Source organism: Mesorhizobium sp. ISC11 (genome assembly GCF_037162595.1).
GTDB classification, from domain to species: Bacteria; Pseudomonadota; Alphaproteobacteria; order Rhizobiales; family Rhizobiaceae; genus Mesorhizobium; species Mesorhizobium ciceri.
Map to the genome: position 1 here is coordinate 409048 of NZ_JAVSPW010000001.1, position 12712 is coordinate 421759.

Annotated in this window: 19 protein-coding genes; 10 read left to right on the forward strand and 9 right to left on the reverse strand. The window is 62.7% G+C overall.

Annotated elements, in window-relative coordinates; translation table 11 throughout:
- The first annotated feature begins 7 nt into the window (after window positions 1-7).
- Together RPF88_RS02120 and RPF88_RS02125 are read left to right on the forward strand one after the other, a co-directional pair.
- The gene (locus RPF88_RS02120) at window positions 8-652 is read left to right on the forward strand and encodes an alpha/beta hydrolase family protein (RefSeq protein WP_337121623.1); all 645 of its coding nucleotides are present in this window, start codon (window positions 8-10) and stop codon (window positions 650-652) included.
- Window positions 653-656: 4 nt separating this feature from the next.
- Complete coding sequence (locus tag RPF88_RS02125) at window positions 657-1427, forward strand: exodeoxyribonuclease III (protein ID WP_127365689.1); 771 nt, start codon at window positions 657-659, stop codon at window positions 1425-1427.
- A gap of 11 nt (window positions 1428-1438) precedes the next feature.
- Here RPF88_RS02125 and RPF88_RS02130 read toward each other — a convergent pair whose 3' ends face one another.
- Window positions 1439-1582, reverse strand: coding sequence for a hypothetical protein (locus RPF88_RS02130; RefSeq protein ID WP_127224232.1), 144 nt, complete (start codon window positions 1580-1582; stop codon window positions 1439-1441).
- A 38-nt stretch (window positions 1583-1620) separates the two neighbouring features.
- On the opposite strand from RPF88_RS02130, the gene RPF88_RS02135 reads away from it, so the two are divergent.
- Window positions 1621-2817, forward strand: coding sequence for a hypothetical protein (locus RPF88_RS02135; RefSeq protein WP_337121624.1), 1197 nt, complete (start codon window positions 1621-1623; stop codon window positions 2815-2817).
- Window positions 2818-2876: 59 nt separating this feature from the next.
- Here the strand turns inward: RPF88_RS02135 and RPF88_RS02140 are convergent, their stop codons facing one another.
- Together RPF88_RS02140 and RPF88_RS02145 are read right to left on the reverse strand one after the other, a co-directional pair.
- Window positions 2877-2987, reverse strand: coding sequence for a putative RiPP precursor (locus tag RPF88_RS02140; protein ID WP_127365687.1), 111 nt, complete (start codon window positions 2985-2987; stop codon window positions 2877-2879).
- 202 nt (window positions 2988-3189) lie between these two features.
- The gene (locus RPF88_RS02145) at window positions 3190-3279 is read right to left on the reverse strand and encodes a hypothetical protein (protein ID WP_081714185.1); all 90 of its coding nucleotides are present in this window, start codon (window positions 3277-3279) and stop codon (window positions 3190-3192) included.
- Window positions 3280-3314: 35 nt separating this feature from the next.
- Here RPF88_RS02145 and RPF88_RS02150 point away from each other — a divergent pair, with 35 nt between their 5' ends.
- Window positions 3315-3587 carry a hypothetical protein gene (locus RPF88_RS02150; RefSeq protein ID WP_224674559.1) on the forward strand — a complete coding sequence of 91 codons (273 nt, stop codon included), beginning with the start codon at window positions 3315-3317 and terminating at the stop codon, window positions 3585-3587.
- Window positions 3588-3628: 41 nt separating this feature from the next.
- Window positions 3629-4180 (forward strand): isochorismatase family protein, encoded by a 552-nt coding sequence (locus tag RPF88_RS02155; protein ID WP_275952585.1) that lies wholly within the window; start codon window positions 3629-3631, stop codon window positions 4178-4180.
- Between the two features lie 304 nt (window positions 4181-4484).
- Here RPF88_RS02155 and RPF88_RS02160 read toward each other — a convergent pair whose 3' ends face one another.
- The 3 genes from RPF88_RS02160 to RPF88_RS02170 all read right to left on the reverse strand — a co-directional run bounded on the left by RPF88_RS02160 (window position 4485) and on the right by RPF88_RS02170 (window position 6326).
- Window positions 4485-4697, reverse strand: coding sequence for a hypothetical protein (locus tag RPF88_RS02160; protein WP_013530624.1), 213 nt, complete (start codon window positions 4695-4697; stop codon window positions 4485-4487).
- Between the two features lie 77 nt (window positions 4698-4774).
- On the reverse strand, window positions 4775-5074 hold the full coding sequence (locus RPF88_RS02165; protein WP_013530625.1) for a DUF1236 domain-containing protein: 300 nt from the start codon (window positions 5072-5074) through the stop codon (window positions 4775-4777).
- Between the two features lie 964 nt (window positions 5075-6038).
- Window positions 6039-6326: a hypothetical protein gene (locus RPF88_RS02170; protein WP_063168625.1), complete on the reverse strand. Its 288-nt coding sequence runs from the start codon at window positions 6324-6326 to the stop codon at window positions 6039-6041.
- 249 nt (window positions 6327-6575) lie between these two features.
- Between RPF88_RS02170 and RPF88_RS02175 the strand changes: the two genes are divergently transcribed.
- Entirely contained in the window at window positions 6576-6872 is a 297-nt protein-coding gene (locus RPF88_RS02175; RefSeq protein WP_245460934.1) for an exopolysaccharide production repressor protein, read from the forward strand.
- A 618-nt stretch (window positions 6873-7490) separates the two neighbouring features.
- Window positions 7491-7793: a DUF1236 domain-containing protein gene (locus RPF88_RS02180; protein ID WP_013530629.1), complete on the forward strand. Its 303-nt coding sequence runs from the start codon at window positions 7491-7493 to the stop codon at window positions 7791-7793.
- An 84-nt stretch (window positions 7794-7877) separates the two neighbouring features.
- Here RPF88_RS02180 and yghU read toward each other — a convergent pair whose 3' ends face one another.
- On the reverse strand, window positions 7878-8744 hold the full coding sequence (gene yghU / locus RPF88_RS02185) for a glutathione-dependent disulfide-bond oxidoreductase (protein WP_013530630.1): 867 nt from the start codon (window positions 8742-8744) through the stop codon (window positions 7878-7880).
- Window positions 8745-8939: 195 nt separating this feature from the next.
- On the opposite strand from yghU, the gene RPF88_RS02190 reads away from it, so the two are divergent.
- On the forward strand, window positions 8940-9845 hold the full coding sequence (locus tag RPF88_RS02190) for a S1C family serine protease (protein WP_337121625.1): 906 nt from the start codon (window positions 8940-8942) through the stop codon (window positions 9843-9845).
- Between the two features lie 15 nt (window positions 9846-9860).
- Window positions 9861-10835, forward strand: coding sequence for a LysR family transcriptional regulator (locus tag RPF88_RS02195; RefSeq protein WP_337121626.1), 975 nt, complete (start codon window positions 9861-9863; stop codon window positions 10833-10835).
- Between the two features lie 16 nt (window positions 10836-10851).
- Here the strand turns inward: RPF88_RS02195 and RPF88_RS02200 are convergent, their stop codons facing one another.
- Together RPF88_RS02200 and RPF88_RS02205 are read right to left on the reverse strand one after the other, a co-directional pair.
- Window positions 10852-11580, reverse strand: a complete 729-nt coding sequence (locus tag RPF88_RS02200) for an SDR family oxidoreductase (RefSeq protein ID WP_224621837.1) — start codon at window positions 11578-11580, stop codon at window positions 10852-10854.
- A 129-nt stretch (window positions 11581-11709) separates the two neighbouring features.
- On the reverse strand, window positions 11710-12171 hold the full coding sequence (locus RPF88_RS02205; RefSeq protein ID WP_337121627.1) for a MarR family winged helix-turn-helix transcriptional regulator: 462 nt from the start codon (window positions 12169-12171) through the stop codon (window positions 11710-11712).
- Window positions 12172-12236: 65 nt separating this feature from the next.
- On the opposite strand from RPF88_RS02205, the gene RPF88_RS02210 reads away from it, so the two are divergent.
- Complete coding sequence (locus RPF88_RS02210; RefSeq protein ID WP_027160820.1) at window positions 12237-12710, forward strand: cupin domain-containing protein; 474 nt, start codon at window positions 12237-12239, stop codon at window positions 12708-12710.
- The last annotated feature ends 2 nt before the right edge of the window (window positions 12711-12712 follow it).

A 12712-nucleotide genomic window follows, 5' to 3' on the forward strand; every position in this document is an offset into this window, starting at 1 on the left:
CCGCTCCATGACCACCTTTCTCTTCGACGGTCCCGACAGTGCCCCGGTCACCATCCTGCTCGCCCATGGCGCCGGCGCGGCGATGGATTCTCCCTCGATGACCGCCACCGCCAAGGCGCTGGCCGAAGCCGGCTTCCAGGTCGCCCGCTTCGAGTTCCACTATATGGCTGCCCGCCGCTATGGCCACCGCAAGCCGCCGCCGCGGGGCGAGACGGTCAACCCGGAATATATCAAGGCGATAGCCGACCTCAGGGCGAAGGGCGTGACCGGCCCGCTCGTCATCGGCGGCAAGTCGATGGGCGGGCGCGTCGCCTCGATGGTCGCCGACGAGATGTTTGCCAAGGGCGAGATTTCAGGCCTGCTGTGCCTCGGCTATCCCTTCCATCCGCCGGCCAAGCCCGATCAATTGCGGACCAAACACCTCGCCGATCTGAAGACGCCGACGCTGATCTTCCAGGGCACCCGCGACGAGTTCGGCACCAGGGACGAGGTTGCGACTTATGACCTTTCCGATCGCATCGAGGTGATCTGGCTGGAGGACGGCGACCACGATCTCAAGCCTCGCAAGAGTGTTTCGGGGTTTTCGACCGCCGATCATCTGAAGACGCTGGCCGAGACGGTCAAGGCGTGGTCGGGTCGGATCGCTTCCTGAAGCGATGAAGATCGCCTCCTTCAACATCAACAACATCAACAGCCGGCTTGAAAACCTGCTGGCATGGCTGGCTGTGGCAAAGCCCGATGTCGTGTGCCTGCAGGAGTTGAAGGCACGCGACATGCAGTTTCCGCGCTCGGCATTGGCGGCGGCCGGCTATGGCGCGGTGTGGAAGGGCGAGCCGACCTGGAACGGCGTTGCCATCCTGGCGCGGAGTGCCGAGCCCGTGTTGACCCGCGATGCCTTGCCCGGCGACGAAGCCGACAGGCAGAGCCGCTACATCGAGGCGGCGGTGAATGGCATTGTCGTCGCTTGCCTCTATGCGCCGAACGGCAATCCCCAGCCCGGCCCGAAATTCGCCTACAAGCTCGCCTGGCACGCGCGGCTGGAGGCGCATGCCGAACAGTTGCTCGACACCGGCCTGCCGGTGGTGCTGGCCGGCGACTACAACATCGTGCCCGAGCCGCGCGATATCTACGCCACCCGCTCCTATGACGACAACGCGCTGGTGCAGCCGGAAAGCCGGGCGTCGTTCCGGCGCCTGCTCGACCAGGGTTGGCTTGATGCCCTGCGCAAGAAGCATCCGAAGGAAACGCTTTACACATTCTGGGACTATCGCCGCAACCGCTGGCCGCGCGATGCGGGCCTCCGGCTCGATCACATCCTGCTGTCGAAGAAACTGGCACGCCGCCTGACCGCCGCCGGCATCGACCGCGACGTGCGCGGCGAGGACGGTGCCAGCGACCATGCGCCGGTGTGGGTGGAATTGAAGTAAGGCGACTGCTTTCATGCGTCGCGCTTGAACGGATCCATGCAACGCGCTTTAAGTCTTTTGTCTTGATGCATGTCGCTGTCCCAAACCCGGGTTCGCTTTTGGCCGACATGCAATAACCTGTCGGCAAAGTATTCCAACGCAGCCGGATCGCCCATGAACGCAATCCTCCACGAGATCTGTGAAAGGAGGCTCCATGCCTGACTTGGGCGCTGTCGAGATACTGTTCGCCGCCATTGTGGTGCTTGCGGCAGCTGTCGTGTCCTGGCGGCTGTGGCGGAAGCGCAGCCGCCGCAAGGGACGGCGGCTGACCAATCCGGCTGCCGACTATGCCGCCCGCACCGACTGGAGCGGCCGCGGGGGCATGCTCAATTACTCGTCCTTCGTCTATTTCGATGTCGATCGCGACGGCAAATACGGCGCCGGAGACCGGCCGATGGCCGGGATCATGGTGCGGCTGTATGATAAAGCCGGCAAGCTCGCCGCGTCCGCGCGCACCAACAATGCCGGCTTTGCCAATTTCCCCATGTCGGTGAAAAGCAGAAAGGCCGTGATCCGCAAGCCGGGCAACTGGCGCTTTGTGGTTTCGGTGCCGCCCGGCTGGCAGGCGAAAAGCGAAAACGACATTCAGTCCCGACACTTCCTGCCGCTGCCGGGTTCGCCGGCCGGGATGGTATCACAGGAGATGCTGCTGCCGGTCGGTCTGGCGCCGCCGCGCCGCGTCAGCGGGCGCGTTGCCGGCGATGGACCCGCGACCCTCTCCGTGTCGGGGGACGGGCACGTCCTGGAGACGCGGACACTGGCGCCGGGTGCCGTCTTCAGCTTCGACTTGGCTGAAGAAGCCGACACGGTCAGCATCAGTGGCGAAGGCTTGGAGCGGCGGCTGACGCTGTCGCCCTACTCGGCTGATCTCGGCCTGCTGTCCGCGCAACGCGCCGGCATTGCCACTGATGCCGCTCTCGAAACGATCGGTTTCGACGATGTGACGTCGCGCACCTTCAGGAAAATTCCGGCCGGTCATGCCGGATTGGCGTGGCGCAACCTGAATGCGATGGCGCGCGACTACACCAAGGACAGCCAGGGCTATGTCAATGGCAACGTCTCCGGTGACCATGTGCTCTACACCAGCAGCGGGCTGCCTGCCGAATTCAGCTGCGAACGGCCGTTCGGCTTTCACTCGGTCATGCTGAGCGCCGCCTGGCTGGCGTCGGAAGGGGAGGTGGCGCTGATCGAAAGCTGGCTTGGCGAGCAGCTGATTGCAAGCGATCAGATCACGCTGTCGGCGCTGACGCCGTTGCACTACGCTCCAATGCTCAAAGCTGTAACGCGTGTTCGCCTGTCGACGAAGCACTATTGGCAAATGGTCGTGGACGATTTGGTCCTGACACGCTGAGATTTGGGCATGCCAAAGCGGAGCGAATTTCGCCCCGCTCAATCGGGGTGCGTTTACGGTCAGAGCGGCGCGGCGCCGTTTGAAATAATAATAGAGGCGCCGCTTAACGCTGTGATCGCCGACAGACGGTCCTTTTTCAAGAACGACGGCTTCACATAAATCTTTTTCATATCAGACTCTCCTAAAATTCCAGCCTGATGATGCCATGCTGCGGCCATCTGTCAACCATGCAAGCTGAAAGCAACAAACAATAAACCCAACAATGCGCGACAAGGGCCAGGGTCCCTATTTTTTGTTTCGGGCCATCCCAAAACCAATTGCACCTGGAGTTTGCTCTCCAGCGCCGGCGCGATCCGCCAGAGATGCGCCGGATTAAAGCGTGACGCTGCTCGGGGCGTTTGCCGTGACGGCGGAAAGCTTGCCCTTCTTGACGAAGGTCGGCTTCGCGTAAGTCTTCTTCATCGTGATCTCTCCAGAATCCTCGGCGAGCATGGCAGATGCGCGATATGTGTCAACCAAGCCGGACGCCGACGGCGGCCCTCCTGGCGCTATCGGCTGGCGGCCAGCGCCTGGCCTCCGGCTCGCTCGACGGCACGGCCCGGCTATGGGGCATGGACACCGGCCACCAGATCGCGCTGTTCGACAGCAAGACCGGCCCCATCTATGCGGGCGTCCGCCGCGGTGCTGACTGCGGCAATGATCGCACCACCCGCGACTGGCCGCCCGACGGCGGTGACGGCGTCGTGCTGTTTGCCGGCGCGTCGGAATGAGCAAATCTTGATCACCTTGTCCGCCGTGCTATGTAAAGCCCATGCCAGCATCCAGCCTCCCAGACAACGCGCCGCTCATCGTCATCGATCTCCAGACCGGTATGTTCGACGGCGTGCACGAACCGCCGATCCATGATGCGCCAGGCATAGTCGAGCGCACCAAAGCGGTGATCGACTGGGCGCGGGGCGGCGGGCGCAAGGTCGCATTTGTCAGGCATGATGGACCCGAAGGCGATCCGTTGGCACCGGATCAGCCGGGCTGGCCGGTTTGGCCCGCACTTGGCCAAGCTGCGGACGAGCCGACCTTTGCCAAATCCGTGCGCGATGCTTTCAGCAATCCCGCCTTCGGCGACTGGGTTGCCGGGCAGGGTGCGGGTGCTGTCGTGCTCCTGGGCGCGCAGACCGATTTTTGCGTGGCCGCGACGGTCAAGGGCGCGATCGCCAGAGGGCTCGGCGTGACCGTGGTGTCCGATGCGCACAGCACGCTGGACAATGCCAGCGAGAGTGCCGAGCAGGTCATCATCAGGCACAATGGCGAATTCGCCGAGGCCGGCGTCAATCTGGTGACCACAAAGGCGCTTGTCGGCGGCTGAAGCCCGAACGTCGCCGCAGGCCGCACTATCAGGCAGGCCGGCTTGAGGAGTTCGCGAGGGAAGACAGCGCCGGGCGCCTGCCGTGGTCGACGCGGACGGGGGGGCGCATTGTTGGGATGGCTCGGGCGCCCGCGTCAACCAGGGCGGCTCGTACCGCCGCATTAGCAACATTGCACATTGCGTGCCGCTCGAAACTTCCGCGAAAGCGGAATAGGCCGGAGCAAAAGGGCGGATTCGGCTGAGACTTTCGGCGCGCTTTCCCGGTCCGGGAGTCAAAAAGTCTGCTGGTTACTGGGAATGTCGTTCAAGGCGTTTGCCGGTGCTGCACCGGATCGGCGAGGAACGACACCGCAATCAGGTCGTCGCCATCGATCCGGCCGTGACGATCTTCCATGATGGCCGCGACCTTTTGAAAGGTTTTCATTTCGGCATCCGTCACCCGCGCATCGCGCATCCGGGCCTGGAGATCGGCCAGGCGAACGCCCAAAGCAGGGGATGTCACAGCTTTGCTTATCATCTTCACTCGTCCTGATTGGAAACTGACATGGGCAACCCGCCGCCATGGCTGGCGGCGGGTTTGGGACAATTCCAAGTTCAGTCGTAGACCTTGACGATCTTGCGGGTGCCCGGATCCACCAGGACGGTGCGGTTGTCGACCACCACGTAGCGGTATTTGACGTCGGGGATCTCATGAAGCTCGACCGTGTCCGGCAACGCGCTACCAACATTCAGTTCCACGCCGGGAATCTTGACCGAAGCGAGGGGCTGCTTCTTCACATACTCGCGGATGACCGTGTCCTGTTCAGGCTGGATGACAACGTCCTGAGCGGCAACGGCGCCCACTCCGGCCAACAGCAACAGCGCCGCTGCGGCGCCCGTTAGGTGCATTTTCATACTGTTTCTCCTTGCGAGTCAGCATGACAAGATCGTCCAACGCTGACGGCAACTGAACTTGAGCCAACTGAAAATGTTCCTCAGATTGGGCTTCGGTCGGATGTTGTCTGCGACTTAAGTCTGGCCCGAGAGCGCATTGGTCTTACCGACGGGAACGGCTCTCTGTTCACGGCTGTTTGTCTCCCGGAATTCGGAGAAACAGATGGACAAAAGTGTTGGCCAAGCGCGCTGGTTGCTCGCACCGATTTTCGCGACAGCCGTTACCTTTCTGGTGATGGGAATAGTCCTTGGCTGACATGTCGTCGATCGGCGCAGCAACGTCCCTTCCTGCGCTGAGAGGGTTCGCAAGCCGCTTCGGCGCCTGGCGAACCCTCTATCTTCACCATACGCCGGCCTGCTCGTCGCTATCGTCCAGCAGTTGCTCGTTCAGTTTGCCGCTCTGCTATCGGGCCGTGTGTATCGATCGAGCCGGCGGCGAAGACAAGACACGTTGATCCGTAGGCTGCTCGCTGAAGTAAAGCGAACTGCCGAGAATGAGGAACACGATGCCCACCGCCGTCAATCCAACCATGAGCACGGCAATCGCCGTTCCTGGGCCATAGCCTGTCTTGATGATGGTGGATCGGTGGGACATCGCGGCGTTCTCCAGACACCCGGCGGTGCCGAGTTCTGCGACAAACGACAAGGGAGGCCCGATGTTCCCTCGTTGGAAGCCTCAATCGGTCACTTTGGGCTTTTGCTTTTTCCTGTAGGACCAAGGTCTTATCTGCCGAGCGCAAAGGTCCAAGGGGCCTTGTTCAGTTCCGATAATGTCCCTTGGATGTTCCGTTACTTTAGGTAAACCTGATATATTGCCTGGGCGGAAAACTTAGCTGGCCAATCAAAATCGCCCGCGAACCGGGCATGGAAAATGTGGCTTTGGCAAGTTCAACAACAGGCAGTCATGTCTCGGGCGACGAATAGCTCACGTCTCGTCGAATCCGCCCTCTCGGGTCTGATCGTGCGTGATTGCGGCTTCTTCCTCATCATCGGGGAGGGCGTCGTCGCTGTCCTGGTACGCGTTATCGTCGTCCTCGTCCGGCAGATCGCCGTCTTTTTCGACGCCGTAACGCATGTCGCCGTTTTCCGGCGCGGACTCTGGCAGGATCTCGCCGCCCTTGATTGCATCCCAATCCTGCTGCTCGATGGTCGGCCCATCCGCCCGCGGTGCGTCATCTTCGATGTCGGCGCTTGGTTTGTTGCGAGGTGCCATGCTGGCCTCCAATCGTTGAAGAACTGGAGGCGAAACTCGGCGTGCCGGCGTTTGTTCCGGACCCGAAGTGCAAAGACCGGGTGTGCTGCTGGATTGTCGACGGCTGGCGTGTCAGCCCAGCCCCGCCAGCACCGCGGCCGCGGCCCGCACAGTTGCCAAGTTGCCGCGCAAATGGAGAACGCATTGCGGCGACTGACCCCTTACTTGCGAAGTTGCTAAAATAATGAAATGTTGTCCGCGGGAAATGAAATGAGGCAGGGACTGGTTGGAACCGGCGCGGTTTCGACGGTTTTGGAAACCATGTATTTTGGACAGTTTCTCGTAGGAATGTCAGCCACGGCCGTCATCGTCGCGGTCTGGACCTATATGACCACCGGCTCCTTCTGGGAGGCATTTGCCTGGACGATAGCGACGCTGCTTGTCCTGCAGGTCGGCTACTTCGTGCTCGTCGTGAGGCTGATCTTCAGGCGCGCACATGACATCGTGCCGAGCCAGGATCCGGTAGACGCCTTTCCGCCATTGCATCGCGACGGTGTCCAGCTTTGAGACCGGGTGACCGGGACCGATCAGGAATGGCGTTTCCATACCAGGCCGTCCACTCGAGCGCGTGCGCCCGGGCAAACTCGGGGAACGTCGCCACCAGCGCGATCACGACCGACGGCAAGGTGTTTGGTCGCTGAGACGGCGCCTTCTGAGCATATCCCTGCTGGAGATTTCGGCCCAGCGTTATCATGGGAACAGGACGCATGCGCGACCGCTCCGCATTGTGCTCAGGCCGACAGGTTGGGAACAAGTGCTGATGCTTCGCGTTCTCTGGCAGTGTCGATGAGGTTGCCGCCTCCATCGGTACTGTTATGGCTCGCTCTGCTCCCGGCGGGGCGAGCCCTTTTCGTGCCGGAGCCTTTCAAATCGTCCAGATGAAGAGGCGGATGCGCGGCCGATTTGCGCACTGGTGCTCAGATTGAATTTTTTCCCTCTAAATATCCGTATATATCTGTGCAAGTTTTCAAACTCTTGAACGCTGTCTGCCGAACGTTTGATCAGCAACCAATCAATATCCAGTCTGCAATCGTAATATCTCCAATTCTGAAGTTACGATGGAACCGCATGGCAGCGGTGGAGTTTTTATGGAGGGCGGAATTCAGTTATCACTAGGAGATGGCCATGAGACTTTATCTTACGAGCGCGGCGACCGCCGTCGTCCTGATGGGCGGGATTGGTGCGGCGCTGGCGGAAAACGTCGTCGTCGTCCAGCCGGAGCAGGAGACAGTCGTTCGCGAATACATCAAGAGAGAACCGCTTGCCTCGGTGAACCTTCTGGGCGTCGAGCTCAAGCTCGGCTCGTCGGTGCCGGATACGGTCGAACTGCGTGAGGTGCCCGACGTCAAATACCGCGTCGCGGTGATCAACGACCAGACGGTCCTCGTCGATCCGGAGACCCGCCAGATTGTTGAAGTGCTACACTAGGGATCCCGCAGTACTGGACCTTGGGAAAAACCCGCCCCGAACGTCGCGTCGGGGCGGGTTTCCTTTGCCGCGACCCGCGATGGCCTATTCGGCGGCCAGTCTATCCTGCGTCTTGGTTTCGAAATCGCTGGCGTCGTGGCGTTCATGCAGTTGCATGGCAGGCTCACCGAAGGCGCGGTTGACCATGCGGCCGCGCTTGACTGCCGGGCGGGCGTCGATGGCCTTCGCCCAACGCTGCACATGCTTGTACTCGTGCACCGACAGGAACTCGCCGGAATCATTGTACATGCGGCCGAGTGCCAGCCCGCCATACCAGGGCCACACCGCCATGTCGGCGATGGAATAGTCCTTGCCGCCGAGATATTCAGTCTCGGCCAACCGGCGGTCGAGCACGTCCATCTGACGCTTCACCTCCATCGAGAAGCGATCGATGGCATATTCGAACTTTTCCGGCGCATAGGCATAAAAGTGGCCGAAGCCGCCGCCCAGATACGGGGCCGAGCCCATCTGCCAGAACAGCCAGGACAGCACCTCGGCGCGGGCCGGCTGTTCGGTCGGAAGGAATTCGCCGAACTTTTCGGCGAGATAGACCAGGATCGAGCCGGATTCGAAGATGCGCACCGGTGTGGTGCCACTGTGGTCCATCAGGGCCGGAATCTTGGAGTTTGGATTGACCTCGACGAAGCCGCTGCCGAACTGGTCGCCATCGTTGATCCGGATCAGCCAGGCATCGTATTCGGCACCCTTGTGGCCGCGCGCCAGAAGCTCTTCCAGCATGACGGTGACCTTGACGCCGTTCGGCGTCGCCAGCGAATAGAGCTGCAACGGATGCTTGCCGACAGGCAGTTCCTTGTCATGCGTCGGCCCGGCGATCGGCCGGTTGATGCTGGCAAAGGCTCCGCCGCTCGGCTTGTTCCAGGTCCATACTTTCGGCGGTGTGTAGTCGGTCATTTCGTGGCCTCGTGTCGGGGAAGGATGGCAGGTCGCCATTAACTAGGGCTGCGGATGTGTAAGTTCAACTTGCGTTGAACTATTATCGATGCCCGCAGTGCCAACATCGGCAATTGGGCTCTTCCTTACCCTTGCGCCTTCTCCTGCGTGGCATACCTATAGAAGATGTCGCCAAAGCCCACCCAGGACAAAAGCATGACCATCAATCCCAATCCGCGCTCGGTCGTTGCCGTGCGGGCCACTGTTCCCGAAGATGCCTTTACGGCCGGGGCGCTCGGCACGCTCAGGGAAGGCAGCGGCGTTGTCATTCGCAATGACGGGCTGGTGCTGACCATCGGCTATCTCATCACCGAAGCGGAAGAGGTCTGGCTGACCAGCCATGACGGCCGCGTCATCCCCGCGCACGCGCTGGCCTATGACCAGGAATCGGGCTTCGGCCTGGTGCAGGCACTGGCGCCGCTCGGCCTGCCGGCGGCGGCGCTGGGCGATGCCGGCAAGGCCAGGATCGGCGACGCCGTGGTGCTGGCCGACGGCATCGGCCAGTCGGTGCAGGCCAGGATCGTCACCAAGCAGGAATTCGCCGGCTATTGGGAGTATCTGCTCGACGAGGCGATCTTCATTGCGCCGGCGCACCCGTCCTGGGGCGGTGCCGGGCTGTTCGGCGCCGATGGCTCGCTGCTCGGCATCGGTTCGCTGCGCCTGCAGATGAGCCGCAATGGCGAGGTCGCCGATATCAACATGGTGGTGCCGATCGATCTGTTGCCGCCCATACTCGACGATCTCCTGACGCGCGGCCAGGTGGCCAAGCCGCCGCGTCCATGGCTCGGCGCCCTGTCGGCCGAAAGCGATGGCAGAGTGGTGGTGATGAGCGTGACCGAAGGCGGTCCGGCGGCCAAGGCTGGCCTGCGCCAGGGCGACATCATCTCGGACATCCGCGACGGCGCGGTCGATGGACTCGCCGATTTCTATCGCAAGCTGTGGGAGAGCGGCTCGGCCGGTGCCGAGATTCCGATGCGGGTGCTGCGCGACGGCCGCGAAACCTGGCTGCGCGTCAAGTCCGCCGACCGCGGCAGTTTTCTGAAGAAGCCGCAGCTGCAATAGCGCGTCAGCCACACGATGCATCCAAGACTGCTCAAAACCTTCCTTGCGGTGGCGCGGAGCCGCAACATCACGCGGGCCGCAGAAGTGGTCCACCTCGCGCAATCGAGCGTCAGCGACCAGATCCTGGCGCTCGAGGCCGAGCTTGGCGCTGCCCTGTTCACGCGCGCGAAGTCCGGTCTCGAGCTGACGCCGGCAGGCCTAGCGCTGCAGCCGATTGCCGAGGATTTGTTGCGGCTCGACGGCGAGGCGCGCGCGGCCGTGCAGGCAGCGGCAGGTTCGACAAGCGGGCACCTGACCATCGGCGCGCTGGAGACGATCGCGTCGGCCAGGCTGGCGCCTTGGCTGCCCGGGTTCCAGGCCGGCCATCCCGACATCACCGTGCGGATGAAGGTGGCGGGCAGCGGCGCGCTGCTGCGCCAATTGGAGGATGGCGACATCGATGTCGCGTTCTGCTTCGACCGCCGTGATTTCGCGAAGGGCGCGTCGGATAAACACTTCGCCAGGCGCACGATAGCAGCCGAACCGCTGGTGCTGGTCGCGGCTCCGGGGCAGGGCAGCGTGCCAGGCGACCTTGCCGCGCTTGGCGAACTGCAGTTCGTGGCAACGGAGCCCGGATGTATCTACCGACACATGTTCGACACGGCCTTTGCCGAGGCGGGCGCTGCCGCACCCAGACTTGCCAACGAGGTCGGCAGCATCGGCGCCATTGCGCGGCTGGTGGCGGCCGGCGCGGGGCTCGCCCTCGTTCCACGCCTGGCCGTCACGGATGCGCTCGCACGCGGCGACATCGTCGAAATGCGATGGCCCGGCCAGATGCGGACGGCGCCGCTGGTGATGATCTGGCGCCGCCGGCGCGTCCAGCTGCCGGCGCTTAAGCAATTGCTCACTGCCGCGCGCGACACGCTGGTGCCGGCCCTGCAGCCCGCCAAGGCTGGTTCAGGACTTGAATCGTCGAACCGCTCCAAGGCCTTGTTTGCAAACAACTCCTGACGGAAGCAGCGGCGGTTCAGATCAGGCGGTGGCCGCCCTCGACATGCAGCGTCGTTCCCGTGGTAAAGCCATTGCCGATCAGGAAGGCGATGGCGTCGGCGATATCATCGGGTTGGCCAATCCGCCCGACCGGCAGCCGCTTGGCCATCGCGGCTAACGTCTCGTCCTTCCTGTCGCCGGCCACTTGCGCCCAGATCGTGGTGTCGACCCAGCCGGGTGACACGGCATTGACGCGGATCGGCGCCAACTCGACCGCCAGCGCCCGCACGAGGCCTTCGAGCGCTGCGTTGACAGCAGCAACGACGGAGCCGCGTGCGGCTGGGCGATAGGCGGCGATACCGGAGACGAAGGTCATGGAGCCGGATGCTGCCAGCCGCGGCGCACCGTGCTTGGCGAGCAGCAGCGGGCCATACAGCTTGCTCTCCACCACCTTTTGCGCCGCCATCAGGTCAAGCTCCGGCAGCAGCCGGTAGGCGCCTTCGATGTCGGCTGCGGTGCAGACGATGTGGTCGAGTCCGCCAATCGCTGCGAACAGCGCCGAGACCTGGTCTTCGCGCGCGATGTCGACGACGGCCGTCTCCAGCCCGGCGGGATTGCCGAGCGCCTCGCGCGCCTGCCGCAGCCGGTCTTGGCCGCGCCCGGCGATGATCACCTTGGCTCCGGCCTCGATGCAGCGCCTGGCCAGCGCCAGGCCCATGCCGGAGCCGCCGCCGACGATCAGGATTTTCTGGTTCGAGATGTTCATATCGCTCTGCCTTTGCTTGGATGGACAAGGGCAGGAATTGGCAGTTCGGCGCGACAGAAGGAAACGGAAGAAACCGATAGTGCCATCGGAAAGGCCGATGGAGCAGGGCGGACGAGCGCCGTCTCTGGCTCAGCGCACCAGCGGACTTTCCCAGACGACAAACAGCAGAGCTTTCAGCTGGGCAAAGCGCTCCTGCCCAAGTTCGGTGCGCCATTCCTCCTCGATGTCGTGCAGGATATCGACCATTTTACAGAACGCGGCATGACCGCGTTCCGTGGACCGTACGACGCGCGCACCGCCATCGCCGGGAATGTCGGAGCGGACGAGGTAGCCGTACCCTTCGAGACTGCTGAGCAGCTGGTTGATGGCCTGTTTGCTCATGCCGGCACGCTCGGCGATGGTGCCGGGCCGCGCGCCGTCCGGTCCGGGAAACTGCAACACCGCCATGTGCGGCAGGCGCAATTCGTCGAAACCGGCGGCGTTGAGCTCCTTGATCAGCCGCCGCTGGATCGCTTGTGCCGGCACGCGCAGCAGGGCGCCGATCAGCAGGTTCTCGGTCTTGGTCTGTAGAACTTCCGTTGAGGTGGGCATTGACGATCCGGTAAATTGAGTTTACTGATAGCGAGTAAATGTAATTTACCGGAGGGGTTTGCGCAATGTCGGTCATGAATCTTCAGGTCAATCCAGCCAATGAGACCATCGGCGACAAGGGGCTGTCGATTCGCTTCCTGGTGACGGGCGACAGTTCGAACGGCAGCATCGCCGCCTTTGAGTTGAGGGTTGCCAGCGGACTGCGCCTGCTGGCGCCGGCGCACAGCCATGATCACTACGAAGAGACGATCTACGGCATTGAAGGGGTGCTGACCTGGACCGTCGACGGCAAGCCGATCGAGGTCGGACCGGGAGAAGCGTTGTGCATCCCGCGTGGCGCGGTCCATCGCTTCGACAACAATGGCAGCGCGGATGCGAAAGCGCTGTGCGTCGTCACACCGGCGGCGATCGGTCCGGACTATTTCCGCGAGATATTCGCCATGTTCCACGCCGCCGCCGGCGGTCCGCCGGACAAGGCTGGGATGATGGATATCATGCGCCGCCACGGGCTGACGCCGGCAGCGCCGCCGCCAAGCTGAAG

What these genes read in the sequence shown, in the direction of transcription:
- RPF88_RS02195 (WP_337121626.1), top strand. Translation starts at nt 9,861, where the DNA reads ATGCATCCAAGACTGCTCAAAACCTTCCTTGCGGTGGCGCGGAGCCGC.
- RPF88_RS02160 (WP_013530624.1), bottom strand. Translation starts at nt 4,697, where the DNA reads ATGATAAGCAAAGCTGTGACATCCCCTGCTTTGGGCGTTCGCCTGGCC.
- RPF88_RS02190 (WP_337121625.1), top strand. Translation starts at nt 8,940, where the DNA reads ATGACCATCAATCCCAATCCGCGCTCGGTCGTTGCCGTGCGGGCCACT.
- RPF88_RS02175 (WP_245460934.1), top strand. Translation starts at nt 6,576, where the DNA reads ATGAGGCAGGGACTGGTTGGAACCGGCGCGGTTTCGACGGTTTTGGAA.
- RPF88_RS02165 (WP_013530625.1), bottom strand. Translation starts at nt 5,074, where the DNA reads ATGAAAATGCACCTAACGGGCGCCGCAGCGGCGCTGTTGCTGTTGGCC.
- RPF88_RS02200 (WP_224621837.1), bottom strand. Translation starts at nt 11,580, where the DNA reads ATGAACATCTCGAACCAGAAAATCCTGATCGTCGGCGGCGGCTCCGGC.
- RPF88_RS02180 (WP_013530629.1), top strand. Translation starts at nt 7,491, where the DNA reads ATGAGACTTTATCTTACGAGCGCGGCGACCGCCGTCGTCCTGATGGGC.
- RPF88_RS02205 (WP_337121627.1), bottom strand. Translation starts at nt 12,171, where the DNA reads ATGCCCACCTCAACGGAAGTTCTACAGACCAAGACCGAGAACCTGCTG.
- RPF88_RS02135 (WP_337121624.1), top strand. Translation starts at nt 1,621, where the DNA reads ATGCCTGACTTGGGCGCTGTCGAGATACTGTTCGCCGCCATTGTGGTG.
- RPF88_RS02210 (WP_027160820.1), top strand. Translation starts at nt 12,237, where the DNA reads ATGTCGGTCATGAATCTTCAGGTCAATCCAGCCAATGAGACCATCGGC.
- RPF88_RS02170 (WP_063168625.1), bottom strand. Translation starts at nt 6,326, where the DNA reads ATGGCACCTCGCAACAAACCAAGCGCCGACATCGAAGATGACGCACCG.
- RPF88_RS02140 (WP_127365687.1), bottom strand. Translation starts at nt 2,987, where the DNA reads ATGAAAAAGATTTATGTGAAGCCGTCGTTCTTGAAAAAGGACCGTCTG.
- yghU (WP_013530630.1), bottom strand. Translation starts at nt 8,744, where the DNA reads ATGACCGACTACACACCGCCGAAAGTATGGACCTGGAACAAGCCGAGC.
- RPF88_RS02120 (WP_337121623.1), top strand. Translation starts at nt 8, where the DNA reads ATGACCACCTTTCTCTTCGACGGTCCCGACAGTGCCCCGGTCACCATC.
- RPF88_RS02130 (WP_127224232.1), bottom strand. Translation starts at nt 1,582, where the DNA reads ATGGGCGATCCGGCTGCGTTGGAATACTTTGCCGACAGGTTATTGCAT.
- RPF88_RS02155 (WP_275952585.1), top strand. Translation starts at nt 3,629, where the DNA reads ATGCCAGCATCCAGCCTCCCAGACAACGCGCCGCTCATCGTCATCGAT.
- RPF88_RS02150 (WP_224674559.1), top strand. Translation starts at nt 3,315, where the DNA reads ATGCGCGATATGTGTCAACCAAGCCGGACGCCGACGGCGGCCCTCCTG.
- RPF88_RS02145 (WP_081714185.1), bottom strand. Translation starts at nt 3,279, where the DNA reads ATGAAGAAGACTTACGCGAAGCCGACCTTCGTCAAGAAGGGCAAGCTT.
- RPF88_RS02125 (WP_127365689.1), top strand. Translation starts at nt 657, where the DNA reads ATGAAGATCGCCTCCTTCAACATCAACAACATCAACAGCCGGCTTGAA.